Below are 25,009 nucleotides of genomic sequence, written 5' to 3'. Positions count from 1 at the left end.
TTCATTTTTTCACTTTTTTCATCTATAGCACTTATGATTATTTTCATATTACTAAAAAGGTTTCTAAAAAAAGAAATGGTAATTTTCTTTTTTATAGTAATTTATTTAGTAATAATTTTTTTTAATAATTACAATATTTTTATTGATAGAGTTTCTTCATGGAGTAGTTTTTCATTAAAGGGTGAACTTATTGGAGTTTTCTCCAATTCCTATTTGTATCTAATTGTTGGCTCATCAGTAGTATTAGTTTTTACAAAATTTCTTAAAGTTTAAAGTTAGTAAAAAGGCTTCCAATTCATCACCGAAATCAGCCAGGAAGTATTGGTTGGTTTTGAAGGCGGAAATGCAGAAAAACCTTTTGTGATGGGAGCGCATTATAATGGAAGTGAGACAAGCTCTTATCATACTTCAGGCAATGATAAAAAAGTCATTCATACCCGGAGCGGAACTAAAATTATATTAAATGATGCAAAAGGAAGCGTTTTTATAGAAGATCCGAGCGGAAACACGTATCTGATGGATGGACAAGGGAATATTAATTTAAATGCACCGAAGAATATAACTTTTTCGGCGGGAGAAAATATTACTATAACAGCAGGAATAAATATTACGTCTAATGCAGGAATGAATATTTCTGAAACAGCATGTGCAAGTCATAGTAGTTATGCTGGGGAATGATGATTCAAAATGCGGTTGTAGATTATTCTTTAATGGCAGCAAATATTACGGAAGTCGCACAAGGTTGTAAACTACCCTGAAAGTAAAAATTTCCCTTAAATATGAAAAAAATAATTTATATGTCAATATTTTCAACAATATTCACTCTATTTGGATGCAAAAGCAAAGAAGAAAAGTTTTTGCAAGAAAATAAAATTATTTATTATGACTCTAAAGAATTTGAAGACTTTGAAAAAAAAGCTAATATAAGTATAGTCGAAGCCTGGAGAATTCAAAAAGAATATTCAAAAGAAAAACACCAAAATCCAGAAAATTGGCTTTTTTTTATTATTAATGATTATTATGTTTTTAATTCGGCATTAACACCTAAAGAAGCTAAAGCTTTTGTAGGGGGTGTTTGGGTAGATTCAAAAACAGGAGAGGCAAGATTTAAAAAATCAAAGATAAGATTAAGATATAAGAATGGGTATAATGGAGATGGGTATAGATTTCCTTTTTAAATAATAAAGGACAAATTAACAGAATTCAAAGATCAAATCTTAACGGAAGGATATTACCGTTTTCAACGAGCATTGGAATTTATTGAAAGAGAATATACATCTAAATATGATATGGAATATTACTCCAATTGGATAAACAAAAATATTTAATAAATGAAAATTAAATTTCTTATGGGAGGCTTTGATATGTGCTAACCTTGGTTCGAACGAAAGAAGAATTATTTAGTTCAACAGTTATAAATACTTATAATTTATATAAAAAACAAGAACTTAATCTTGTTATCACAAATGCAAATTTCTATGATTTATCAAATGCTGGAATGATTGATGCTTTTAATGGACATGATCCTGTCCCGGCGTCGGAAACAACTCATATATTTTATATTTCAATATTGGTTTTATTTATAGCGTCTTTAATATACTCGTATCTTATTGTATTTAACGATTTTACAGCAGATTCATTTGATTAGAAAACCTTTTGTAATGGGGAACGCATTATAACGGGAATGAAACGAGTTCTCATTATACTTCAGGAAATGACAAGAAAGCAATTCACACCAGAAGTGGAACGAAGATTATTTTAATTTTAAACAACTCAGAAGAGTAAAGATTGAATTTTCATGTAGAATTAGTTATACAGTATCAATCCAGTTATAGATATCAACCGATTGAGGAATTTCAAGCTTTTTTCTGAGTCTGTATTTTTTATTCTGTACGGTTCGTGTCTCGATGAAAGTATATTTAGCGATCTCTTTGGTCGTCAGTTTTAGTTTCAGCAGAGCACAGAATTCTATTTCAGATTGCTGAAGATCGGGGTTAAGTTTTAATAATTTACCGGAAAAATCTGGAAAAGCCTTTTCAAAGGCAAACATAAAAGCAGGATCATTATTCTGTACAAGGATGATAAGGTTGTTAAACAATTCGTGTAGATTCTGGTTGTTTTCAACCGTTTTTTTCTTTTTTAATTTTAAATAAAAAAATACAGATCCTGCAAGAACCATAAGGATGGAAAGTCCCCAGATGAAAAAATTACGGGTTAGTTTTTTGTCCTGTTCCTGCTCATCTTTACTGATAACTTCCTGCAGAGAATTGTATTTACTCTGAAGCATCTGAAGATCATTCTGTTTTATTTTATTTTCATAATAATCTGCGCTGTCTTTTCTCCCTGTTTCGATGTAAATTTCCTGAAGTGATTTATATGTATCATTTATATTTAGTTCTATTCCTGTTCGTTGAGCGACTTTAAGTGCTTTGTGAAAATTTCGTACTGATTCTTCATAGTTCTTTTTTTTCATGTAATATTTTCCGAAAACCGTAAAATTGGTAATCATTGATTTGTCGTCAGAGATCGCAGAAGGTCTTATTTCAACAGATTTTTTAGCAAAGAAAAAAGCAGAATCAAGATCATATTGAGAATAAATACTTGAAATATTGGAATAATTAACATATTGAAATCTTGCGAATTCATTTTTATCCTGTATTGCATTTCCACTTTTTATCTCTTCCCGAATTTTCTTTGCAGCATTTCTAGGCTCATCTTTATCCAGGTAAACATTTGCAAAACTGCTCAAAACATTAGCTTTTGCATAGAATATTTTCTTACTTTTTGATTGGTCTTTCTGCAGTATCGAATAGGCATTATTGAGATGAACAATTGCTTTGTCATAGAGTTTATTTACAGAATATGTTTCTGCAATATAGACATTAGCCATGGCCTCATAATACACATTTTCATACTGTGCTGAAACTCTCTGAAGTTCTTCAGAGGAAATAATAAGGCTATCAACAAGGTTTTTATTGTAAAAATAACGGCTCTTTCGTTCCAGTAACTGCATCTCGGCCAATGAATCCCTGAGGATTCTTGATGTTTTGATTAACGGATTAAGATCGAGATAAGCTTTGTTGATATCTGTACGAAATAATTCGGAATTTACTTTTAATTTATTTTTAAATTCTTCACGAGTTTTCTGAGACTGAGAATAACCCAGCGAATAGAAAAAAAGGATTAACAAAAAAAATAGCCGCATATTTTTCATCATTACATCAAGTACAATTACGAATTCTCTGTAAATTTAATAATAATATTAATATTCTGCTGATAATTTATGGTATGAGATGCAGAACTAAAAGAAATACGAAATAGTATTTACCAATACTTAAATATCAATTTCTTACACCGCCAAAATCACATTAAATAATAAATAATATATTTGTATAGAATTAATATAAGGCACTGAAAATATTTTTATGGATGACATCAGGATGATTGTAACGGATATGGATGGAACTTTTCTGAACTCAGAACACCAGGTGAGTCCTGATTTTCCGGAAGTATATGAAGAACTAAAAAAGAGAAATATTTTATTTGTACCGGCAAGTGGAAGACAGATGCTCGGAATAACGAAATATTTTGGTGATATTGAAAGCGAAATGGCCTTTATTGCTGAAAATGGCGGATACGTTATTTATAAAAACAAAGAGCTTTTTGCAGATAGGATGGAAAAGCAATATATTGCCGAAATTATCAGATCTATTCGCAATATTTCCGGGGCGACTGCTGTTTTATCGGGAAAGAAAAAGGCTTATGTGGAAACAGACAATCAAGATTTTATCACCTATATATCACAGTTTTACACCGATAATCAGGTTGTCGGTGATTTGACGTCAGAAAATGACGACAGTATTTTTAAAATTGCAGTGTATCATCCCGAAGGTTCTGAATTAAACGTTTATCCTTTTCTAAAAGACTTTGAAAAGTACAATCTTGAAGTTGTCGTTTCAGGGAAATATTGGCTTGATATCATGAACAAAAATATCAATAAGGGAAATGCATTGGAAAAACTTCAGAATGCACTGGATATTACTCCGCAGCAGACAATGGCCTTTGGTGATTATATGAATGATATAGAAATGCTGAAAAATTCCAAATATTCTTACGCAATGAAAAATGCGCACCCTTCGGTAAAACAGGCGGCCAGCTTTGAAGCATGCTCTAATGATAATTTTGGCGTTTTAAAAATCATAAAAGATTATTTAAATATCAATTAAAATTAAATCGTAAAAAAGATGCTGCTTCAATGAAGCAGCATCTTTCTGATTGGAAAATATATTATAATTAAGATTCGGTGCCTACTAATCCGTAGTTCATTGTTGCCGGCTCTTTTCCGAAAAGGCAAGAAAAAATATTCTGAAACTCATGAATATACTTGCATCTTATTGAATTTCCGTAGATTTTCAATCCGTCTACAATTTTCCTGGAACTAAGATCGATGTCATATTTTATAAAGGCTTCCGGTCTTTCATATCTGATACGCTGATCAGAAATATATGTTCTTAAAAAACCGAACTTTTCCAGCCATTCTTCAGTAATCTGAATCGGCTTGATAGAATTGGCCGGAACAGAAAAACTGTGAATCTCATTTTCAATTTTCACAAAATAATCTTTTTCATTATTATCCTGAAATATCTCAGTGATATTATAAATCTGATTTTTGTATTCTACTAGATTTTTAATTTTTAGATCTGCAACGTTCATGATATTTTGTGTGTTTGAGTTATTATTCAAATTAAGTGAATGTGTTGTGTGTATACTTTTACAAATACTATGCCTTATGTTTTGAATAATATTTTAAACAGATGTTAAATTTTAGATATAATAAATTATAAAACACCTTTATATAGTCCTAAGCAAAGGATATTCATCATATTTAAACAGGAAAACAATAATTGAAAAACATGGTATCATTGTGGTATCTGTAGATTTTAATTTATCTATTTAAAGTGATTTATAAGGTATGCGGCGATGAGATATTAATTATTAATCCCAGTTTCGGGTCGTTATTTAATTTTATTTTCTTAAAATTAATGATAAGGAATTCCTTTAAATCATATCAGCAACATATTACTGATTCATTAAAAATACCAATACTTTCTGCAGGTATTCGTCTTCTTTTACAACCTTATTGTAAGACTGCCTCGCATAAACAAGGGAGAGTTCGTAATTTTCAGGGTTTGAATTAATATCTTCATTTTCTATATAATTGAGATGGCGCGTATAATCTTTAATAAGCTTATTGATTGTTTTTCTTTTCATTTTACAATAGGTATTATTCTTTATCTTTTGTAAAGAGTTTAAAATGAAAGATTTATCTCCGTGAAAGTTTATGATATTTTTCGTAAAGGAAAGGTTGTGGCTATCCTGTAATACAGAATGTTCATCTTCAAAAATCATGATCGTTAAAATTGTTAAAGAGTTAAAAATAATTTAAAAACACTTAAGTATATGACATTAAAGAATCACATTGACGGGAATCGGAAAAGACTTTCTGAGTACCTTGATTAGGCAGTCTTTTGGTGTGATAAAATGTGTTGGCATCATATTAATTTAATGTTGGTGTGTGAATGGAAAATATAATCTGTATTTAAAATTCTTTATTCAAATATCTAACCAAAAGTATATTCTCTTTTTAAATATATTAAATTTTGTAATAAAATTATTAAAATTTGCAATAAAGTTCACGAAATAATAAAAATGTGGTATCTTTTTATTGATTTCTTTTTAACATTAAAAACGGCGAACAACAAAAACCTCTCTGATCAGGAGAGGTTGAATAAAATTGACTATGTATTGAGTTTTAATTCAATCTATTTATGGTTTTCCAGCCATTTCAGACGGCGTTCATCGGGCAAATGCTTTACTGTAAAATTTTCAAAAGCAGCATTAAATCCTTCTCCGTCAGGGCAGGCTGCCATAAGGCCTACCATTACAGGAGAATTATCCTGAAGATAGGCATTACGCATCATGATATAGTTTTTATCGTCAAAAGAATAGAATATTTCTACAGCATCAAGTCTTCTTACCGCTTTTATCCAGACATTTGAAGGTATTTTATCCAGTGCTATCACACTCCAGTCACTGGTTGTGTGGGTCACAACAGTGCTGAGATTGTATTTTCCGTCTACAAATTCAATTCCGGCTTTGATATAGTTTTCCTTATCTATTCTCAGCATAAGTCCCATCTGATCGAATCTCGTTTTGTAATTTCCTTTAATTTTCACTTTCGCTTCAAATTCTCCACCATATATATTATACAGGAATGGAGCATCATCAACTGTAAAGCCATAGTGCGAGATCCTCCAGTAATCACTTTGTGGAGTGACAAACATGCTCAGCGTATTGTTTTTAATTTCCCATTTTGCAGGCTCGTTAAACCACACCATCTTTTCCAATGTCTGCGCATAGCTTTTACTGATCATACTTAATGCACATAAACTTAAAAATATTCTCTTCATTGTATTCCAGGTAAACACAGTACGTGTAATTATTGTTATTTTAGCAAAAGTATTACTAAAAGCTATTGTATCCAATACTGAAAAATAACCATTTTATGGAAATTGTAAAAACACTGAATAAAGCTTTACTTCACAAAAAACCTGAAGCTGGTAAAGTATGTCCCATGGATATTGAAGAGTTCAAAAATATGGCGAAAACCTATACCAGAACAGAAAATTCAGTAGCAGTTCTGAGTGATATGCAACATGATAAAAGCTATATTTTCAGTTCAAAAACGGCTCTAAAGTTAGGGTTGAATTTAGCTGATCATCCGGCGGTTATTGATTCAATCTGGGAAGAAGAGATCCTGAAAAAGATTCATCCGGACGACAGAATGAAAAAATACGTTCATGAACTAAGGTTTTTTAAATTCTTACAGTCTATGGATTCTGAAAAACGTTCCGAATACAGCGTTCTATCAAAAATACGAATGGATAATAAAAATGGAATCTATCAATTTGTAAGGCACAGAATGTTCTATTTTTTCTCGCCATACAATCAAAAACTAAGATTTGCTCTTTGTCTGTATGATATCGATTGGGATCAGTCGGTAGTGTCATCAAGATTTCTGATTATCAATACTGTAAAAGGAGAAATAGCTATTGAAGACAAATTGAATTACAACAAGATTCTTTCCCCTCGTGAAATGGAAGTGCTAAAATATGTAGGCGAAGGATTTACAAGCAAAGAAATCGCCGTTCTTTTATCCATAAGTATCAATACGGTTAGCCGGCACCGTCAAAATATTTTGGAAAAACTGAAAGTGAAAAATTCTGTAAGCGCATTTAATGAAGCTTTTGAAAAATTTATTTGAATAAATTTATTGACAATCATATAAATGTTTTATTGCATTGATTTCCTTACTTTTAATTTATTAATATTATTTATTCAAAAATATTGAGAATATGAAAAATATTTAAGATTTTTTAATACATAACATTCTTAATATTTCAAAAATTAATGAAAAATTACAATAATTTAATTTAAATAAATCCTATATTTGTTATATAAACAATTAACACTTATAGGATGAATATTAATTTCTCAACAGCGACTTTTAAGGATTTTGAAAATATTCCGGGATTTGATATGATGGAACGCGCGGATATTTATTACGATTTCCTTGAATATATGAAAACAAACGGCCACAGGTATAGATTGCAAAACAATACAGGATGCAGCTCTGTCATGAATGTTGGTACAGAAAATGTAACTAAGGAATTTGTGAGTTTTGTAACCAGCGATTACCTGGGATTCACCCAACATCCGAAAGTAAAGCAGGCGGCCATAGACGGAATAGAAAAATATGGTACAGGTACTGCTGCAACGCCACTCATTGGAGGATATTACTCTTATCACAATGATCTTGAAAAGAAAATATCTTCATTTTTTGGCAGAATGCAGGATGAAGTGGCTATTTTCACTACAGGATATACGGCAAACAGTGCTACATTGCAGATTTTGCTTCAGAAAGAGGATATTGCTATCGTCGATATGGCAGTGCATGCAAGCGTTTATGAAGGATGTTTACTTACAAACAGGAAAACATTCCCGCACAATAACCTGGAAGCACTGGAAAATATTCTAAAAACCTCTGAAAACAGGTATCGTACAAAATTAGTTATCATTGATGGTGTATATTCTCAGGATGGAGACATTGCACCTATTGAAGAAATTTATAATTTAGCAAAAAAATATAATGCCTATCTTATGATTGATGATGTTCATGGAGTAGGTATATTGGGAAAAACAGGAAGAGGCACTATTGAAGATACAGGATTACTCAATAAAATTGATATTATTACAGGAACATTCAGCAAGACATTTGGTAATCTTGGAGGATATGTAATTGCTAATAAAACATTGGCTAATTTTATACGATTCCAGTCTCGACAGCAGATTTTCTCTGCAACAACACCTCCTTCCACAGCCACCGGTATCATAAAAGCTATTGAATTAATAGATGAAGAACCGTATTGGCGCGAAAAGCTTTGGGATAATATTAATTATTTTAAAAAAGGACTTGATGATTTAGGCTTAAATACAGGAACTACAAGTTCAGCGGTGATTCCGGTAAAAATCGGTGATCCCCATACAACAGGAGATGCAGGTAAAATGCTTCTTGAACGGGGCATATACACCAATCCTATTATTTATCCGGCGGTAGCTAGAAAAGATGCGCGTATCAGGATGAGTATGACGGCTGCACATGATCGGGAACATCTCGACAAAACACTCAATGCATTTGAGGATATCAATAAAAAGTTGCATATTGCGAAAAAATAATAACAAATGGCTAGAAAAGTTGTCCAAGGCCCTATCAGGGACAAAGAAAAAACGAAACAGAAACTGTTGGGCGCAGTAGGGAAAATTTTAAGAACAAAAGGTTATGCAGGTCTGAAAGTAAGTAAGATAGCCGCTGTAGCCGGATTTGACAAAAAGCTGATTTATGAATATTTCGGAAGCACCGAAAAGCTAATTGACGAATACGTAAAAACGCAGGATTACTGGAGCAGAATGAACCAGAACAATATCGAAGTTGATGTTTCTGATGGCGGAAAAGAGCTTTCAAAAGTAGCGATTCTTAATCAGTATGAATTTATTAAAAAGAATAAGGAACTTCAGAAAATTATCCTTTGGGGACTTTCGGAAAGCAAACCGATTCTTAAAAGAATTGCAGATGAGAGAGAACAGATGGGAGAGCTTTTATTCAGCAATATCGTAGACCCTCATTTTAAGGAAAAATCTACAAGGTACCGCGCTATCGCTGCGATTCTTGTATCAGGAGCATATTACCTGAATCTATATACTGCACATAATGCAAGCACATTTTGCGGGATTGATCTGAAATCTGATGAAGGGAGACACGAAATTGAAAAAGCTATTGCTGAAATCATTGATTTCGCGTACGAGGAAAAATAATGATGAGAAAAAATTTTCCTATTGACCAATAAGTTTTTGTGGATAAATTGAAATCTAAAATTTTCAGATTACAACTATATTTCTTACTTTTGGCCAATGGAAAATTTTATCGTATCTGCACGAAAGTATCGTCCACAGCAATTTGATACTGTTGTTGGGCAATCTCATATTACGGATACTTTAGAACATGCAATTGAAGAAAATCAGCTCGCCCAGGCTTTATTGTTCTGCGGACCCAGAGGTGTCGGGAAAACTACCTGCGCAAGAATTCTTGCAAGAAAAATCAATGAAAAAGACGGCTCCGTATCAGATGACGGTTTTGCTTATAATATTTATGAGCTTGATGCAGCATCAAACAACTCAGTTGACGATATCAGAGAGCTTATCGATCAGGTGCGTTTTGCACCACAGGTAGGTAAATACAAAGTGTACATCATTGACGAGGTGCATATGCTGTCTTCCGCAGCTTTTAATGCTTTCCTTAAAACACTTGAAGAACCACCGGCTCATGCTATTTTTATTCTGGCAACAACCGAAAAGCATAAAATAATTCCTACAATTCTTTCCCGTTGCCAAATCTATGACTTTAAGCGAATCACAATCGAGGACATCCAGCAACATCTCATAAATATTGCTCAAAAAGAGAATATCCAATATGAAAATGATGCTTTGTATCTGATCGCTCAGAAAGCCGATGGTGCTTTGAGAGATGCATTATCTATTTTTGACAGGCTTTCTACTTTTTCACAGAAAAATATAACTTTAGCAAAAGCAGCTGAAGTATTGAATATCCTTGATTATGATCAGTATCTGAAAATTGTAGACCTAGCCAAAGAAAGTAAAATTCCGGAAGTTCTTTCCGCATTTAATGAAATTGTAAAGAAGGGCTTTGATCCTCATATTTTTATAGCAGGACTTGGAAATCATTTCAGAGACCTGATGATGGCGCAGAATTCATCCACTATCGATCTTATCGAAGTTGGTGAGCAAACGAAAGCTAAGTTTGTCCTGCAGGCTCAGAACTGGAATGCCCAACAGCTGATTGATGCGATTGAAATTTGTAATCATGCGGATATCAATTATAAAAATTCAAAAAATCCAAGACTTACCGTAGAAATTGCTTTGATGCAAATGTCTTCTCTTACAGCTAACGGAGGAGATATTTCTAAAAAAAAAAGTTTATAATATTAGCGCCGTTTCTCAGTGAAAAGCAGGAATTAAAAATTCCTGAAAAAAGCATTGAGAAGAAAGAGGTGAAAATCAGCCAGCCACAAACTGTAGATCTCAATAAACCACAGGAAGCTGAAATTAAAAAAACAACCAAACCTCTTACAAAACAGATAATATCTACAGGCTTCAGCATTAACGCATTTTTAAATAAAGAAGATAAACCTCAAGATGAGGAAGATAAAACAGCGGTAAAGACTGATCATCTCCCAAAAAATCATTTTACTGAAACGGATCTTCAGGCAGAATGGAATTTATTGTTAAAGCAACTTCAGAAGAAAGATACTTTTGTTTTTAATGCGATTAAATCGTTTAAAATAATCAAATCCGGTGAAAATCAGATTACGGTTATGTTTCCGTCAGATTCTGCAAAAGTAGAATTTGACAAAGTAAGCAGGGAATTTTTTAATCACTTCAAAACGAAAGTACATAATTTTTCAATCGAAATAATTTACAAAAGAGACGTTGAAAATCTTAAGATTGAGGTGATGACAAAACGTAAGATTTTTGAAAAATTTGTACAAAAGAACCCGCTTCTTAAAGATCTTGATGATTTGATGAGATTTGACCTTACTTAAACAAACAAATCTCTTAAACAGATTTTTAAAATCCCGAGTACCATATTTAAATAAATTTTATATATTTGCTAAATAATTGTTGAAAAAGTAATTATTCAATAAAAGCAATTAATAAAGGAAAGCATATCAATCATTAACAGTGGAAAATTTATTGAAATCATATCAATCTTTTTTTACACCCGCTACATATTTTAGCGGTGATTTCTGCTTTTCTTCAGCATATTTTAGAAGTTCAGGAAGAAATTATCGATTTTATTATTGGTATTTTTAACTGAATTTCTTTCCAAAAAATAACAGGAAATCCGAGTCTTCGGTCCTGATTCCATTAATTAAAATTTTAACGGCATTTTTTTAGAAAGAATTATAAATCAGCTTTATAATGCAATTGCTATTGATATGTATTAACAAATAAGAATAAAAGAATTAAGAATAATGAATTTAAGAGAATTACAGAACGACTGGATCAATGCTTTTTCGCAGCCCATGATGATCGCCGGACCATGCAGTGCTGAAAGCGAATCTCAGATGCTGGAAACAGCCAGAAGAATTAAAGAAACCAATGCTAATGTACCAATATTCAGAGCTGGAATTTGGAAACCACGTACGAAACCAAATGGATTTGAAGGAGTAGGAGTGATCGGTTTAAACTGGTTAAAAAAGGTAAAAGAAGAATACGGATTTAAAACTGCTACTGAAGTTGCCAATGCGCATCACGTTTTCGCTGCTCTTGAAGCGGATGTTGATATTCTTTGGATCGGAGCGCGTTCTACAGTAAATCCGTTCACCGTTCAGGAAATTGCGATGGCACTGAGAGGAACTGAGAAAACCGTCCTGGTAAAGAACCCCGTAAATCCTGATCTTGCATTGTGGATCGGTGCCTTAGAAAGACTTCTTGGTCAGGGAATTAAAAACCTTGGAGTGATTCACCGGGGATTTTCTACCTATCAGAAAACGAAATACAGAAATAATCCCAATTGGCAGATTGCCTTGGATTTTAAAAGCCAGTTTCCTAATATTCCGATGCTGATTGATCCTTCCCATATCTGCGGAAACAGAACAGGGCTTGCAGATATTACTCAGGAGGCATTAAATGTAGGTTACCAGGGAGCCATTATTGAAACCCATGCAAATCCTGATGAAGCCTGGAGTGATGCGGCCCAGCAGATTACACCCGAAGTTCTGGCAGAACTTATTGGCAACCTGAAAGTAAGAAGCACAGATTTGGCAGGTTTTGAAGGTGATATGGGAAGACACAGAACATTAATTTCCGATATCGATTTTCAGCTGATTGAACTGCTTTCCCAGCGAATGAAGATATCAGAGAAAATTGGTAAACTTAAAAAAGAAAATGATATTGCCATATTTCAGCCGGAACGCTGGAAGGTTATCACGGAATATGCAACTCAAAAAGCTGTAGAAACCGGTATGTCGAAGGAATTTATCGAAAAGGTTTTTAAAGCCATTCACGAAGAATCCATAGAGGTTCAGAATAATATTATGATTGACAGATAAATCATTTACAGATAATATAATTAGGGCTTAGATTTCAGGAAATAACGCAAAATATTTTAACCTGATTTCTAAGCCCTAATTTCTTATATTTGCACCAAGTTAAAATATGAAAGGAAAAATCATTAAATCTACAGGAAGTTGGTATCAGGTTTTGGAAGTGGAAACCGATAAAATCTTTGAAGCCAGAATTCGTGGTAAATTTAAATTGATCAAAACCAGACTTACCAATCCGCTTGCTGTAGGAGATTTTGTAGAATTTCAGCTGGAACAGGATGACATTGCCTGGATTACGAAAATCGAGCCTCGTAGAAATTATCTGATCAGAAAATCCGTAAACCTTTCCAAAGAAGCACATATCATTGCTTCTAATATTGATCTTGCCTGCTTCATATTCACTCTGAAACATCCGGAAACGTCTCTCGGATTTTTGGACAGATTTCTCGCATGTTGCGAAGCATATAATATCACTCCGCTGATTTTATTCAATAAAATGGATGTTCTGCATCAGGAAGAAATTGAAATTGTGAAAGATATAGAATTCCTTTACAATGAAATTGGTTATGAGACTCTTGAAATCTCATCCTATTCAGGTTTAAATTTAAATAAACTTAAGGATATTTTAAAAGATAAAACTTCAGTATTTTTTGGACATTCCGGTTGTGGAAAATCTACCTTGGTTAACGCATTACAGCCCGGACTCAATTTAAAAACTTCAGAAATTTCCGATACTCATTTAAAAGGTAAGCATACAACAACATTTGCACAGATGTACTTCTGGGATTTCGGTGGTAATGTTATAGACACACCAGGTGTCCGTGAGTTTGCCATGATTGATATCGAAAAAGAGGAAGTGCAGCATTATTTCCCTGAAATTTTCAAAAAAAGAGAAGAATGTAAGTTCCACAACTGCCTTCATATTAATGAACCTAAATGTGCTGTTATTGAAAGTCTTGAGACAGGAGAAATTCAACATTCAAGATATTCTACTTATATCAAACTGATGGAGGAGGCAGAAGAAAATGCTCAGAAATAATTCATCTGTCCGTAACAATAAATTCATTTTAACATTCATTGATTTAAAACGAAGCAATAAGTATTTGATTTCGTTTAATTTGTCATTTATTTGAATCTGAAATGCAGTCAAATCCTCTGAAACACCCATCAATAAAAAAACCCAGCCGAGGCTGGGTAAAAACTAATAACCATGAAAACTCAAATTAAACATGAGAATCGGATTGAAATAAACAATTATTGTGCCAAACTTTAAATTACCATTTCTTAATAAACGTTTTTTTAAGTTAAAATTTGTTTAAAATCGAAATAACCGATTTTTTTTGTACTTTTGCGCCATTAAAAAAATATTACATATATGTCTAACATTACATTCACCATGATCAAGCCTGATGCAGTTGCTGACGGACATATCGGTGCTATATTAGGTAAAATTGCAGAAGGAGGTTTCAAAATCAAAGCATTAAAACTTACTCAGCTTACAGTAGCTGATGCTAAAAAGTTCTATGAGGTTCATGCTGAAAGACCATTCTACGGAGAATTGGTTGAATTTATGAGTTCAGGACCAATTGTTGCAGCTGTTCTTGAAAAAGACAATGCTGTTGAAGATTTCAGAACATTAATCGGTGCTACCAATCCTGCAGAAGCAGCAGAAGGTACAATCAGAAAGATGTTTGCAAGAAGTATTGGAGAAAATGCCGTTCATGGTTCAGATTCTGATGAAAATGCTCTTATCGAAGCTAAATTTCACTTTTCAGGAAGAGAGATTTTCTAATAAGATCCACTTAAAAATACGAATCCGGAAAAGCACTGCTTCTCCGGATTTTTTTGTTACGAATTAAATCGCTTAATGAGTAATAAACCCTCATGGATAATCATATTAAGTATAAATACGGAAAAGCAAATTCAGTGTTTTTACTGATATTTTATATGTTCTTTTTTACCAATTTTACATCATAATTACTACACAGAAATTATTAAGCTAATAACCATTAAAGACTCTGATTCGGTAAAAGAGAAAGGCAGCTCATTGAGCTGCCTTTTTGTCATATAATAGTTGAAGTGTCATATTTTCAACAATTCAATGGTTCTTCCTGGGTTTTCTGCTGAAAAAACGGCATTTCCTGCCACAAGAACATCTGCTCCTGCTTCAAATAGTTTGGCAGCGTTATCGATATTCACGCCTCCGTCAATTTCAATGAGTGCTGTAGAATTGTTACTTAAGATAAGATCTTTCGTTTCAGCTATCTTTTTATAGGTATTTTCAATGAATTTTTGACCACCAAACCCAGGATTTACACTCATAAGCAATACCAAGTCTACATCGGCAATGATATCCTCAAGCATCAATACAGGGGTTGAGGGATTTAGGACAACACCTGCTTTTGCCCCCAAGCTCTGAATATGATGAATTGTTCTGTGAAGATGAGTACAGGCTTCGTAATGCACAGAAACAAGATCAGCACCTTGATTTATAAATTCTTCAACGTACTTTTCAGGTTCTAGGATCATCAGATGTACATCAACAAACTTTTTGGCATGCTGCTGCACGGTTTTCATTACCGGAAAACCGAAGGAAATGTTTGGAACAAATCTTCCGTCCATGACATCCACATGGAACCAGTCAGCCTGTGAATTATTTATCATTTCAATATCTCTCTGCAGGTTTCCGAAATCTGCGGCCAACAGAGAAGGAGCAATAAGCTTAGTTTTCATTTTACTATTTATACTTTACTTTATTATTACATTTAACTTAAAAAAAACGAAGATCTTAATCTATCTCTACAATATTAATTAATGATATTTCAGTTTCATTTCCGGTTGAATTTTAAGAAGAGTTTCATAAATCAACCTAATAACATTCCCCACATCTTCTTTAGAAACCATTTCCACCGTTGTATGCATATAACGTAAAGGTAATGAAATCAATGCACTTGGAACACCTCCGTTAGAATGGGCAAAAGCATCTGTATCAGTTCCTGTCATTCTGCTGGCAGCAGCTCTCTGGAAAGGAATCTTTTTCGTTTTGGCCGTTTCGATAATTAATTCTCTGATGGTATGGTGAACACTTGGTGCAAAAAACACAACCGGCCCGTCACCACACTTCTGGTCGCCTTCCTTCTTTTTTTCGATCATGGGAGTCGATGTGTCATGGGTAACATCGGTCACAATGGCAATATTGGGTTTTATTGTGTCTGCGATCATATCTGCGCCATACAATCCCACTTCCTCCTGAACGGAATTGGTGATATACAATCCGAAAGGAAGCAATTTTTTATTTTCTTTTAAAAGACGTGCTACTTCAGCGATCATAAACCCGCCAATTCTGTTGTCCAACGCTCTGCAGACAAAATAGCGATCATTCATTTCGAAGAATTCGTCAGGATATGTTATCATGCAGCCAACGTATATTCCCATTTCTTCTACCTCTTTTTTTGAAGTGGCGCCACAGTCGATAAATATATTTTCGATTTTGGGAGCTGGCTCATTCTGGTTAGTTCTTGTATGAATAGCCGGCCATCCGAACACTCCTTTAATAATCCCTTTTTCTCCATGAATATGAACTACTTTCGATGGAGCAATCGTCTGATCAGAACCTCCGTTTCGGATTACATAGATCAATCCGTCATCAGTAATATAATTCACGTACCAGGAAATCTCATCTGCATGAGCTTCAATAACTACTTTAAATTCTGCTTCAGGATTGATAATTCCATAGCATGTGCCATAATGATCCACTTCAATTTTGTCAACATATGGTTTAATATAATCCATCCAGATTTTCTGTCCTTCATGCTCATAACCTGTCGGGGAAGAAGTATTTAAATATTTTTCTAAAAATTTCAAAGATTTCTTATCAAATTTCATAAAAAGGAATGATTTTTGCGTTTAAATTTCTTTATAATAGCTGTAAAAATAATGAAATTTAGCAAGATTATTTGTCTTTATCTTTTCTTTTTTGGGGTGAGTGTTTTTGGTCAGAAAGATTCTGTTATTGCAAAACCGCTAAGCCAATATCCTCAGGAATTGCTGAAGGTAGACGAATTCGGAAATAAATATTTTTATGATGAAAGGCAGAAGGCGAAGATTTACGAAATAAATGGTGAAACAGTTGTCGTAATGGACGAATTGATTTTGCTGAATAAACCTAAATTTAATAACCAGTTAGACAGAAACTATTACTATTTTCTCAACAAAAAACTGTACAGAGTTTACCCCTTATTTGTAACTGCTTTGCAGCAATACAGGGATATCCAGGGGGAAATGAACAATATGAACAGCAAAGCAAAAAGGAAATATCTAAGAGACCGTCAGAATATTCTCGCTGATCAATATGAAAAGCAGCTTCGGGATCTTACAACAACTGAAGGACAGATATTTACAAAACTAATGAACAGGGCAACAGGAAAGAACGTTTATGAAATCATAAAAGAACTGAGAGGAGGCTGGAGTGCATTTTGGTGGAATTTAAAAGGCAAAATGGCAGATATTGACCTTAAAGAGAAATATGATCCACATGTCAACAGAACAGACGAATATCTTGAATCATTACTTCAATCCAATTGGAATTCAGGGTATCTGCAGCCTTATCCGGGAGCCAATAACTTTAAAATCTACAAATAATAATCAGCATACAAAAATTCCTGTAAATTTTTTTACAGGAATTTTTCTTTCAGCTTATCAAAAACAATTGCATCAACCGGTAGGACAAAAGGGTTATCGGGTCTGTTGATATCAATCCATTCTGTTTTTTCTATACAAGGATCGAGAATGAGAAAATCTTCTTCGTTAATGATATTCACGAGATAATAAATAGTAAGCAGCTGCTCATTTTCCCGGAATCGTGATACCAGAAAATTTTCCTGAGTATAGAAATGTTCTTTTACTTCGATTTTTACGTTTAGTTCTTCATCAAATTCACGGTGCAGACATTCTATTACGCCTTCTCCAAATTCCAATCCGCCGCCCGGAAATTTCATTAAAGGTTCACCAGCATATTCTTCAAACAAAGCCAGGACTTTTTTATCCTTCACTGCACATGCATAAACCCTAATGTTTATCTTATCTATCATATGTAATAATTTGTATCGCTAAATTAAGAATTTATATGCAAAAAGGGCCGTGAGAACAGTTAAAAAGATTTTATCTTTAAGATCTTCTTTGAATTCAATAACTAATAATTTTCAATCCGTTTTGAAATAAATTAAATTTTAACTACCTTATTTAAGATAAACGTTTAACCAAAATAAGTATCAACACAATGAAAATATTAGTATTATCCATAAATTTTTGATAATCGCTAAATTGTAAATAGATCCAAGTGTTTGATTATTAATATTTTGATAGATTAATGTTTAAAATTTAAAAAGCCGCTAAACTACAATTATTTTTGAAACGGCCAAAAAATAATGCTATTGTTTTTTTACCCTATAATAGAATAATTTTGCACTAAAGTAAACCATCATGAAACGAGCTTCTATAAAAGACATTGCAAGAATCGCGGGAGTTTCCGTAGCAACGGTATCATATGTTCTTAATCGAAAAGAAGGAAGCCGGATCAGTGAAGCTACACAGAAAAAAATCCTGGAAGTCGCTGAGGATATTAATTATACACCGAATAAAATTGCCAAAAGTTTAAAGATGAGCAAGAGTAAGCTGATCGGACTTATCGTGGCAGATATTTCAAATGACTTTTATTCCAATATTGCAAGAAGTATTGAGGATGAAGCGATGAAACTGGGATATACACTCCTGATCGGAAGCTGTGATGAGAATCCTGAAAAATTTAAAAAGCTGACCGAACTGTTTTCCGAGCAGCAGGTCGACGGAATGATCGTCGCACCGGTTGTAGATTCCGACGAAGCAATTATCAAACTGATTAAAGAAGAATATCCTATTGTAACTATCGACCGCTACCTGAAAAATGTAAATCTTCCGGGTGTAATGATTAATAATTCGGAAGTCTCGGAACAAATTTGTGATTATTTGCTTGAGAAAAACTTTAATGAGCTGATTTATGTTGGTTATGATACCCGATTGCCACATCTTCTTGACAGGCAGCATGGTTTTGAAAAAAGAATTGAAAAATCTCATGTTCCGGTAAAGAGAATTTTAACCGGTATTCATAATATCACGGAAGAACTGCATGAAAAACTGAAAAATAATCTGAATCTTTCTAAAAAAACAGCTATTTATTTTTCAAGTAACAAGCTGGGAATTGCCGGCCTGCGATATCTTATTGACAACAATATCAAAGTTCCGGAAAATATTTCGCTGGTTGCTTTTGATGAAACTGAAGCGTATTACCTTTTCCCTGCGGAAGTGAGTTTCGTGCAACAACCTTTGGCGGAGATGGCACGGGAATCTGTAAAACTCCTTGACAAACAGATCAATAATTATACACCGGATGGAAAAAGAGTAACCTTTCAGGCAAAATTTATGGAAAGAAACTCTGTAGAATAACAATTTTAATGTTTTAAATTAAATGAAAGATAAAACCTATATAACATGTTTCGGAGAGGTTCTGTGGGATATTTTCCCTGAAGGTTCCAGAGCAGGAGGAGCGCCTTTTAATGTGGCATATAATGTCCATAAAATGGGTATTGATGTAAAGGTACTCAGCAGAACAGGAGATGATGAACTTGGAAAGAAACTAATACAAAAGATCAGTAATTGGGGAATTTCAACAGATTACATACAGGCTGATAATGATCATCCAACCGGTACAGTAATTGCGAAGATTGATAAACAAAACGAAGCAACTTATGAGATTATTAATAATGTGGCATGGGATTATATTGAATATTTTCATGAACATAAAGAATTAATATCCAATGCTAAAGCGTTTGTCTTCGGAAGTCTTTCTTCAAGAAGTGAAAAAACAAAAAATACCCTGATTAAGCTTCTTGATATAGCAAAGCTTAAAATTTTTGATGTTAATTTAAGACCACCTTTCATTGATGTAGAACTAATTAAAACTCTTTTGCATAAATCCGATATTGTCAAAATAAATAAATCCGAACTGCAGCAGATTGTAGATTTTACAGATGAAAAATTTAATACTGAAGAGGAAGCTGTACAAGCGATCCAAAGACGTTTCAACATTACGGAAGTTGTTTTAACTAAAGGAAGTGACGGAGCAAGGTATTTTGTAAACGATAAAAACTACACTTTTGCAGCATTACCAATTACAGTTGCTGATACGGTAGGAAGTGGGGATGCTTTTTTATCAGGATTTATTTCAAAAAGAATCCGGAACAAAAATCCGGAAGAAATTCTAAAACAGGCAATCGCTTTAGGAGCGTTCATCACATCACAATCCGGTGCATGTCCAGAATATCAGTATTCAGATTTCGAAAAATTTAAAAAGGAAAAATTTGGGTTGAATGAACAGGCTACCACATAAATGCAGATCATGAAAATTTTCATGTAAAATCTGTAATAATTAAGAACGGATTTCGTTTTAAATTAGATCAACAAAAGTAAAACGATATGAAAAATTTAAAGAAACTTACAAAAACAGAACTTAAGTCATTGTACGGCGGTGAACCAAAAAAGTATTGCGTTTACTGTGAAAGATTAAACAAAACAGTCTGTAGCGAAGTTCCAATCGCACAATGTCCTTAATCATTTATCAACCGCTTTTCAGGCGGTTTTTTTATTATCATTTTCTATTTAGCATTCACTGTATTTATTTTACCTAAAAAACCGAGTCATAAAAGATATTATACCACAAAAATTAATACATTTGACGGTATAATTAAAACTGTAGTGAATCCCATTCTAGATGTTGTTATCCGCTCCGTTTGTGTTTACCTTTTCATGGTGATCGCTATTCGTCTTTTTGGTAAAAATCAGCTTTCACAGCTTAATGCAGGCGATGTTGTGCTGCTTCTGCTTATCTCTAATGCCGTTCAGAATGCAATGGTGGGCGAAAATACTTCTCTGGAAGGTGGTCTTGTAGCAGCGCTTGTTCTTTTTGCAGCTAATTTTATCGTTAAAAGATTAATGTTTTCCAATAGAAAATTTGAAAGTTTTATGGAAGAAGATCCGGTAGTTTTGATAAAGGATGGCAAAGTAGACGAAAATGCTTTAAATAAAGTAAAGATCAGTAAAGATGAACTGGAGGAAGCAGTAAGAGAGCATGGTGTAGACGGAATAAAAAAAGTGAAATTATCAATTCTTGAAGTCGATGGAAATATCAGCGTGATCTCCGAAGATGAACAAAGTAAACAGACTCATTATTCAAGAATTAAAAGAAAATACAGACATAAATACCGTTGATATGAAGAACTATGAACTTAGAGAAATGCTTCCTGATGATATACACAGGGTTTTAGACATCTTCAGGCAAGGTATTGAGAGCGGTATGGCAACTTTTCAAACGACAGTTCCCACTGCTGAAGCCTGGGATATGGAATATCACAACGACTGCCGTTGGATTCTGGAAAATGAAAATCAGGAAATTGTAGGGTGGTGCGCTTTAAAACTTGTCAGTAAAAGAGATTGCTATCAAGGTGTCGCGGAAATAAGTATTTATTTTGATAACAATTATCAGCGTAAAGGTTTGGGTTCAGTGTTACTTAAAAAACTTATTTTAGACAGTGAAGATCACGGTTTTTGGACGCTGCAGGCAAATGTATTTCTAGATAATCAGGCTTCTGTAAAGTTCCATCAGAAAAACGGATTCAGAATAGTAGGCGTGCGGGAAAAACTTGCAAAACTCAACGGAATCTGGAAAGATGTCATTCTGCTTGAAAGAAGAAGCTCTGTAATTAATTGATTATGTTTTATCTATTTAATTAGCTTTAAGCGTTTGTTTAAATAATTTTACAAATCGCCGAAAAGTTCCTGCTCATTTTGGCACTAACCTTGTTCACCATATCCCGGAATTTGAAAAGTGAAAAAATGAAAAATTTGATTAAAATTGTTGGAGTTACAGCAATTATGATGATGACTTCATGTATTGTTCATGAACATCACGGAAGAAGAGGGATGCCTCCGGGACAAGCGAAAAAAGTTTATATTTATGAAAGAGGGCCGGGACATGACCATGGGCACGGGCATCACAGAGGGCATGGACGCCATAGATAAATTGAAAAAAATAAAAAAAGCATCGATTTTTTCGGTGCTTTTGTTCTGATATAAATTATCAAATAAGAGTTACTTAAAATTATACAGCAGCCTTTATTTAAAATCTTGATTTTTTAGGATTTAAAAAAGTATTGAAAATCATCACTTCCTGTCCAAACCTGGCTTCAACATGTTCTGCGATATTTTGCAGTTCGCTTTTCACAAAGTCTTCTCTCAACTCATCATTATCAAAAAGAAGCAGAAGATTATAATTTTTTCCTTCTTCAATGTAGTCACTATGCACTTCTGAAAGGATATATTTATTAACGTCCATTAAATTTTCCGTCATTAAAACCAATGTTTCATCGATATAGTTTTCCCATTTTTCCAGATTGTTTTTTGTGCAGTGGAAAGTTATACTAAGCAGGCTCATATTTTATGATATTTTTAATGTTTTGAGTAAATTTCTACCGCAAAAATCGACAAATTTTTCGTAAATTAGCCCGTTAATAAAAATTCAAAAAAAATAATTTTCAGACGTATAGCTAAGGGTCTGACTGTCATTATAATAAAATTTGTTTATGCAAAAAGAAGGAGAAAGACTGATTCCCATCAACATTGTTGATGAAATGAAGTCGTCTTATATCGATTATTCGATGTCGGTAATCGTTTCAAGGGCGTTACCTGATGTAAGAGACGGCTTAAAACCCGTTCATAGAAGAGTACTTTACGGTATGTATGGATTAGGGGTTTTTTCTAATAGAAAATATTTAAAATCTGCTAGAATTGTTGGGGACGTTTTAGGTAAATATCACCCTCACGGAGATTCTTCTGTATATGATGCAATGGTAAGAATGGCTCAGGACTGGAGCCTCCGCTATCCTCAGGTAGACGGCCAGGGTAACTTCGGTTCAATGGATGGTGACCCACCGGCAGCGATGCGTTACACCGAAGCCAGGTTGAAAAAAATCTCTGATGAAGTACTTTCAGACTTAGACAAAGAAACGGTAGATTTCCAAAATAACTTCGACGACAGCTTAACTGAACCAACGGTGATGCCTTCAAAAATTCCTAACCTTTTGGTTAACGGAACTTCAGGTATCGCAGTAGGGATGGCTACCAATATGGCTCCTCACAACCTGACGGAAGCTGTAAATGCAATCTGTGCTTATATTGATAACAGAGAAATTACGATTGATGAGTTAATGCAGCACATCATCGCTCCGGATTTTCCTACAGGTGGTATTATCTATGGATATGATGGGGTAAGAGATGCTTTCCATACCGGTAGAGGCAGAGTCGTGTTAAGAGCTAAAGTTGCTTTCGAAGAAATAGGAAACAGAAATGCCATTATCGTCAATGAAGTTCCTTATCAGGTAAACAAAGCCGAGATGATCGCCAGAACCGCAGACTTGGTAAAAGACGAGAAAATCCCCGGAATTTACGAAATCAGAGACGAATCTGACAGAAGAGGACTTCGTATCGTTTATGAATTGAAAAACGATGCAATTCCGAATGTAGTTTTAAACTTATTATATAAATATACTTCACTTCAGACATCTTTCAGTGTTAATAATATTGCATTGGTTCACGGAAGACCGGAACAATTAAACCTGAAAGATATCATCCACCATTTTGTGGAACACAGACATGAAGTAATTGTAAGAAGAACCAAATTTGAGCTTAGAAAAGCAAAAGAAAGAGCTCATATTCTGGAAGGTTTCATGAAAGTAATCGGAACGCAGGATGCTTTAGATAAAGCTATTTCTATCATCCGTCATTCTGCCAATCCGCAGGCTGCAAAAGAAGGATTGATCGAAGCTTTCGAACTTTCTGAAATTCAGGCTCAGGCGATTCTTGATCTGCGTCTTGCCCGTCTTACAGGAATGGAGCTTGATAAGATCCGTGATGAGTACGACGCTATCATGAAAGAAATTGCAGATCTGGAAGATATTCTGACAAATGAACCAAGACGATTCCAGATTATTAAGGATGAATTAATTGATGTTAAAGAAAAGTACGGCGACGAAAGAAGAACGGAAATTGATTACTCAGGAGGTGAAATGTCTATCGAAGACATCATTCCGAACGAATCTGTAGTACTTACTATTTCGCATGCCGGATATATCAAGAGAACTTCACTTTCAGAATACAAGGTACAAAGCAGAGGAGGTGTGGGTAACAAAGCGGCAACAACAAGAGATTCCGACTTCCTTGAATATATTGTTTCTGCTACCAATCACCAGTATATGCTGTTCTTTACCGAAAAAGGAAGATGCTACTGGCTAAGGGTGTTTGAAATTCCTGAAGGTTCTAAAACCGCAAAAGGAAGAGCTGTACAAAATTTAATTAACATCGAACCTGATGATAAAATTAAAGCTTATATCCGAACCAATAACCTTAAAGATTCTGAATATGTAAACCAGATGAGCGTGGTAATGGTTACCAAAAACGGTACCATTAAGAAAACATCATTAGAAGCATATTCAAGACCGAGAGTGAATGGGGTAAATGCCATTGAAATCAGAGATAATGACCAGTTGTTGGGAGCATACCTTACAAATGGTACATCTCAAATTATGATTGCCACGAAAAACGGTAAATGTATCCGCTTCCCTGAAGAAAAGGTAAGAGAAGTGGGCAGAGGTTCTATCGGGGTACGCGGTATCGCCATGGAAGATGATGATGAAGTAATCGGTATGATTGTAGTAAACGACGTAGAAAAAGAAACTGTTCTTGTAGTATCTGAAAAAGGATATGGTAAGAGAACAGCTGTTGAAGACTACAGAATTACCAACAGAGGAGGAAAAGGAGTTATTACGCTCAACATTACTGAAAAAACGGGAAACCTGATTGCTATTCAGAATGTAACGGATGAAGACGGATTAATGATCATTAACAAATCCGGCGTTGCCATCAGAATGGGAATGGACGAGATGAGAGTAATGGGAAGAAATACGCAAGGGGTAAGAATGATTAACCTTAAGAAAAATGATGAAATTGCTGCTATTGCAAAAGTAGCAATGGACAAAGAAGTAGAAGATACTGAAGAAATAGAAGAAATAGAAGGAACTGTAGCTGATAACCACGAAAACGAGACAGAAACACCGCAGACAGATAATAATGCGGGAGAAAATGAAAGTTCTGATTCGGAAGAATAATATTGTACAATTAAT

Annotated in this window: 27 protein-coding genes; 19 read left to right on the top strand and 8 right to left on the bottom strand. The window is 34.0% G+C overall.

What is annotated here, in order from left to right; genetic code table 11:
• Positions 1–321: 321 nt before the first annotated feature.
• Complete coding sequence (locus ACWNCI_RS05330) at positions 322–678, top strand: hypothetical protein (RefSeq protein WP_449387461.1); 357 nt, start codon at positions 322–324, stop codon at positions 676–678.
• Positions 679–779: 101 nt separating this feature from the next.
• Entirely contained in the window at positions 780–1,178 is a 399-nt protein-coding gene (locus tag ACWNCI_RS05325) for a hypothetical protein (protein ID WP_449387460.1), read from the top strand.
• Positions 1,179–1,810: 632 nt separating this feature from the next.
• Here ACWNCI_RS05325 and ACWNCI_RS05320 read toward each other — a convergent pair.
• Positions 1,811–3,190: a hypothetical protein gene (locus tag ACWNCI_RS05320; protein ID WP_449387459.1), complete on the bottom strand. Its 1,380-nt coding sequence runs from the start codon at positions 3,188–3,190 to the stop codon at positions 1,811–1,813.
• Positions 3,191–3,425: 235 nt separating this feature from the next.
• Between ACWNCI_RS05320 and ACWNCI_RS05315 the strand changes: the two genes are divergently transcribed.
• Entirely contained in the window at positions 3,426–4,226 is an 801-nt protein-coding gene (locus tag ACWNCI_RS05315) for an HAD family hydrolase (RefSeq protein WP_346985281.1), read from the top strand.
• A gap of 67 nt (positions 4,227–4,293) precedes the next feature.
• Here the strand turns inward: ACWNCI_RS05315 and ACWNCI_RS05310 are convergent, their stop codons facing one another.
• The 3 genes from ACWNCI_RS05310 to ACWNCI_RS05300 form a co-directional block, all read right to left on the bottom strand.
• Complete coding sequence (locus ACWNCI_RS05310) at positions 4,294–4,713, bottom strand: hypothetical protein (RefSeq protein WP_449387458.1); 420 nt, start codon at positions 4,711–4,713, stop codon at positions 4,294–4,296.
• A gap of 366 nt (positions 4,714–5,079) precedes the next feature.
• The gene (locus ACWNCI_RS05305; RefSeq protein WP_449387457.1) at positions 5,080–5,271 is read right to left on the bottom strand and encodes a hypothetical protein; all 192 of its coding nucleotides are present in this window, start codon (positions 5,269–5,271) and stop codon (positions 5,080–5,082) included.
• Between the two features lie 551 nt (positions 5,272–5,822).
• Positions 5,823–6,470 carry a DUF1349 domain-containing protein gene (locus ACWNCI_RS05300; protein ID WP_449387456.1) on the bottom strand — a complete coding sequence of 216 codons (648 nt, stop codon included), beginning with the start codon at positions 6,468–6,470 and terminating at the stop codon, positions 5,823–5,825.
• Positions 6,471–6,565: 95 nt separating this feature from the next.
• On the opposite strand from ACWNCI_RS05300, the gene ACWNCI_RS05295 reads away from it, so the two are divergent.
• From ACWNCI_RS05295 to ACWNCI_RS05260, 8 genes are all read left to right on the top strand, one after another.
• Positions 6,566–7,324, top strand: a complete 759-nt coding sequence (locus tag ACWNCI_RS05295; protein ID WP_346985285.1) for a response regulator transcription factor — start codon at positions 6,566–6,568, stop codon at positions 7,322–7,324.
• A gap of 215 nt (positions 7,325–7,539) precedes the next feature.
• Complete coding sequence (locus ACWNCI_RS05290) at positions 7,540–8,796, top strand: aminotransferase class I/II-fold pyridoxal phosphate-dependent enzyme (RefSeq protein WP_449387455.1); 1,257 nt, start codon at positions 7,540–7,542, stop codon at positions 8,794–8,796.
• 6 nt (positions 8,797–8,802) lie between these two features.
• Positions 8,803–9,432, top strand: a complete 630-nt coding sequence (locus ACWNCI_RS05285) for a TetR/AcrR family transcriptional regulator (protein ID WP_449387454.1) — start codon at positions 8,803–8,805, stop codon at positions 9,430–9,432.
• 96 nt (positions 9,433–9,528) lie between these two features.
• Entirely contained in the window at positions 9,529–10,617 is a 1,089-nt protein-coding gene (gene dnaX, locus ACWNCI_RS05280; RefSeq protein ID WP_449387453.1) for a DNA polymerase III subunit gamma/tau, read from the top strand.
• Positions 10,618–10,685: 68 nt separating this feature from the next.
• A complete protein-coding gene (locus tag ACWNCI_RS05275; protein WP_449387452.1) occupies positions 10,686–11,237 on the top strand; it encodes a hypothetical protein in 552 nt (183 codons plus the stop codon).
• A gap of 432 nt (positions 11,238–11,669) precedes the next feature.
• Positions 11,670–12,749 carry a chorismate mutase gene (locus ACWNCI_RS05270; RefSeq protein WP_449387451.1) on the top strand — a complete coding sequence of 360 codons (1,080 nt, stop codon included), beginning with the start codon at positions 11,670–11,672 and terminating at the stop codon, positions 12,747–12,749.
• 106 nt (positions 12,750–12,855) lie between these two features.
• Positions 12,856–13,782 (top strand): ribosome small subunit-dependent GTPase A, encoded by a 927-nt coding sequence (gene rsgA / locus ACWNCI_RS05265; protein WP_449387450.1) that lies wholly within the window; start codon positions 12,856–12,858, stop codon positions 13,780–13,782.
• 336 nt (positions 13,783–14,118) lie between these two features.
• A complete protein-coding gene (locus ACWNCI_RS05260; protein WP_042721546.1) occupies positions 14,119–14,535 on the top strand; it encodes a nucleoside-diphosphate kinase in 417 nt (138 codons plus the stop codon).
• Positions 14,536–14,825: 290 nt separating this feature from the next.
• Here ACWNCI_RS05260 and rpe read toward each other — a convergent pair whose 3' ends face one another.
• Together rpe and chrP are read right to left on the bottom strand one after the other, a co-directional pair.
• Positions 14,826–15,476 carry a ribulose-phosphate 3-epimerase gene (rpe, locus tag ACWNCI_RS05255; RefSeq protein ID WP_449387449.1) on the bottom strand — a complete coding sequence of 217 codons (651 nt, stop codon included), beginning with the start codon at positions 15,474–15,476 and terminating at the stop codon, positions 14,826–14,828.
• A 78-nt stretch (positions 15,477–15,554) separates the two neighbouring features.
• Positions 15,555–16,628, bottom strand: coding sequence for a chryseobasin maturation metalloprotease ChrP (gene chrP / locus ACWNCI_RS05250; protein WP_346985294.1), 1,074 nt, complete (start codon positions 16,626–16,628; stop codon positions 15,555–15,557).
• 51 nt (positions 16,629–16,679) lie between these two features.
• Here chrP and ACWNCI_RS05245 point away from each other — a divergent pair, with 51 nt between their 5' ends.
• Positions 16,680–17,384 carry a DUF4294 domain-containing protein gene (locus ACWNCI_RS05245; RefSeq protein WP_449387448.1) on the top strand — a complete coding sequence of 235 codons (705 nt, stop codon included), beginning with the start codon at positions 16,680–16,682 and terminating at the stop codon, positions 17,382–17,384.
• Between the two features lie 32 nt (positions 17,385–17,416).
• Here ACWNCI_RS05245 and ACWNCI_RS05240 read toward each other — a convergent pair whose 3' ends face one another.
• Positions 17,417–17,833, bottom strand: a complete 417-nt coding sequence (locus ACWNCI_RS05240) for an NUDIX domain-containing protein (RefSeq protein WP_449387447.1) — start codon at positions 17,831–17,833, stop codon at positions 17,417–17,419.
• A 391-nt stretch (positions 17,834–18,224) separates the two neighbouring features.
• Between ACWNCI_RS05240 and ACWNCI_RS05235 the strand changes: the two genes are divergently transcribed.
• From ACWNCI_RS05235 to ACWNCI_RS05210, 6 genes are all read left to right on the top strand, one after another.
• Positions 18,225–19,223, top strand: coding sequence for a LacI family DNA-binding transcriptional regulator (locus tag ACWNCI_RS05235; RefSeq protein WP_449387446.1), 999 nt, complete (start codon positions 18,225–18,227; stop codon positions 19,221–19,223).
• A gap of 22 nt (positions 19,224–19,245) precedes the next feature.
• Complete coding sequence (locus ACWNCI_RS05230) at positions 19,246–20,166, top strand: carbohydrate kinase family protein (RefSeq protein WP_449387445.1); 921 nt, start codon at positions 19,246–19,248, stop codon at positions 20,164–20,166.
• 86 nt (positions 20,167–20,252) lie between these two features.
• The gene (locus ACWNCI_RS05225) at positions 20,253–20,387 is read left to right on the top strand and encodes a bacteriocin-like protein (RefSeq protein WP_449387444.1); all 135 of its coding nucleotides are present in this window, start codon (positions 20,253–20,255) and stop codon (positions 20,385–20,387) included.
• Between the two features lie 144 nt (positions 20,388–20,531).
• On the top strand, positions 20,532–21,044 hold the full coding sequence (locus ACWNCI_RS05220; protein ID WP_449387443.1) for a DUF421 domain-containing protein: 513 nt from the start codon (positions 20,532–20,534) through the stop codon (positions 21,042–21,044).
• A 1-nt stretch (position 21,045) separates the two neighbouring features.
• Positions 21,046–21,543, top strand: a complete 498-nt coding sequence (locus ACWNCI_RS05215) for an N-acetyltransferase family protein (RefSeq protein ID WP_449387442.1) — start codon at positions 21,046–21,048, stop codon at positions 21,541–21,543.
• Between the two features lie 125 nt (positions 21,544–21,668).
• Positions 21,669–21,854 carry a hypothetical protein gene (locus ACWNCI_RS05210; protein WP_449387441.1) on the top strand — a complete coding sequence of 62 codons (186 nt, stop codon included), beginning with the start codon at positions 21,669–21,671 and terminating at the stop codon, positions 21,852–21,854.
• Positions 21,855–21,951: 97 nt separating this feature from the next.
• Here the strand turns inward: ACWNCI_RS05210 and ACWNCI_RS05205 are convergent, their stop codons facing one another.
• On the bottom strand, positions 21,952–22,266 hold the full coding sequence (locus ACWNCI_RS05205) for a DUF4286 family protein (protein ID WP_449387440.1): 315 nt from the start codon (positions 22,264–22,266) through the stop codon (positions 21,952–21,954).
• Between the two features lie 148 nt (positions 22,267–22,414).
• On the opposite strand from ACWNCI_RS05205, the gene gyrA reads away from it, so the two are divergent.
• Entirely contained in the window at positions 22,415–24,994 is a 2,580-nt protein-coding gene (gyrA, locus tag ACWNCI_RS05200) for a DNA gyrase subunit A (RefSeq protein WP_449387439.1), read from the top strand.
• The last annotated feature ends 15 nt before the right edge of the window (positions 24,995–25,009 follow it).

Source organism: Chryseobacterium lineare (genome assembly GCF_977014045.1).
The sequence above is the reverse complement of the archived record's forward strand: the minus strand, read 5'-3'. Positions and strand labels throughout refer to the sequence as shown.

Coding starts and splice junctions, on each gene's coding strand:
- ACWNCI_RS05310 (WP_449387458.1), bottom strand. CDS start 4,713: ATGAACGTTGCAGATCTAAAAATTAAAAATCTAGTAGAATACAAAAAT.
- ACWNCI_RS05315 (WP_346985281.1), top strand. CDS start 3,426: ATGGATGACATCAGGATGATTGTAACGGATATGGATGGAACTTTTCTG.
- ACWNCI_RS05290 (WP_449387455.1), top strand. CDS start 7,540: ATGAATATTAATTTCTCAACAGCGACTTTTAAGGATTTTGAAAATATT.
- chrP (WP_346985294.1), bottom strand. CDS start 16,628: ATGAAATTTGATAAGAAATCTTTGAAATTTTTAGAAAAATATTTAAAT.
- rsgA (WP_449387450.1), top strand. CDS start 12,856: ATGAAAGGAAAAATCATTAAATCTACAGGAAGTTGGTATCAGGTTTTG.
- ACWNCI_RS05225 (WP_449387444.1), top strand. CDS start 20,253: ATGAAAAATTTAAAGAAACTTACAAAAACAGAACTTAAGTCATTGTAC.
- ACWNCI_RS05270 (WP_449387451.1), top strand. CDS start 11,670: ATGAATTTAAGAGAATTACAGAACGACTGGATCAATGCTTTTTCGCAG.
- ACWNCI_RS05300 (WP_449387456.1), bottom strand. CDS start 6,470: ATGAAGAGAATATTTTTAAGTTTATGTGCATTAAGTATGATCAGTAAA.
- ACWNCI_RS05230 (WP_449387445.1), top strand. CDS start 19,246: ATGAAAGATAAAACCTATATAACATGTTTCGGAGAGGTTCTGTGGGAT.
- ACWNCI_RS05240 (WP_449387447.1), bottom strand. CDS start 17,833: ATGATAGATAAGATAAACATTAGGGTTTATGCATGTGCAGTGAAGGAT.
- ACWNCI_RS05215 (WP_449387442.1), top strand. CDS start 21,046: ATGAAGAACTATGAACTTAGAGAAATGCTTCCTGATGATATACACAGG.
- rpe (WP_449387449.1), bottom strand. CDS start 15,476: ATGAAAACTAAGCTTATTGCTCCTTCTCTGTTGGCCGCAGATTTCGGA.
- ACWNCI_RS05305 (WP_449387457.1), bottom strand. CDS start 5,271: ATGAAAAGAAAAACAATCAATAAGCTTATTAAAGATTATACGCGCCAT.
- ACWNCI_RS05260 (WP_042721546.1), top strand. CDS start 14,119: ATGTCTAACATTACATTCACCATGATCAAGCCTGATGCAGTTGCTGAC.
- ACWNCI_RS05325 (WP_449387460.1), top strand. CDS start 780: ATGAAAAAAATAATTTATATGTCAATATTTTCAACAATATTCACTCTA.
- ACWNCI_RS05295 (WP_346985285.1), top strand. CDS start 6,566: ATGGAAATTGTAAAAACACTGAATAAAGCTTTACTTCACAAAAAACCT.
- ACWNCI_RS05210 (WP_449387441.1), top strand. CDS start 21,669: ATGAAAAATTTGATTAAAATTGTTGGAGTTACAGCAATTATGATGATG.
- ACWNCI_RS05235 (WP_449387446.1), top strand. CDS start 18,225: ATGAAACGAGCTTCTATAAAAGACATTGCAAGAATCGCGGGAGTTTCC.
- dnaX (WP_449387453.1), top strand. CDS start 9,529: ATGGAAAATTTTATCGTATCTGCACGAAAGTATCGTCCACAGCAATTT.
- ACWNCI_RS05285 (WP_449387454.1), top strand. CDS start 8,803: ATGGCTAGAAAAGTTGTCCAAGGCCCTATCAGGGACAAAGAAAAAACG.
- ACWNCI_RS05245 (WP_449387448.1), top strand. CDS start 16,680: ATGAAATTTAGCAAGATTATTTGTCTTTATCTTTTCTTTTTTGGGGTG.
- ACWNCI_RS05205 (WP_449387440.1), bottom strand. CDS start 22,266: ATGAGCCTGCTTAGTATAACTTTCCACTGCACAAAAAACAATCTGGAA.
- gyrA (WP_449387439.1), top strand. CDS start 22,415: ATGCAAAAAGAAGGAGAAAGACTGATTCCCATCAACATTGTTGATGAA.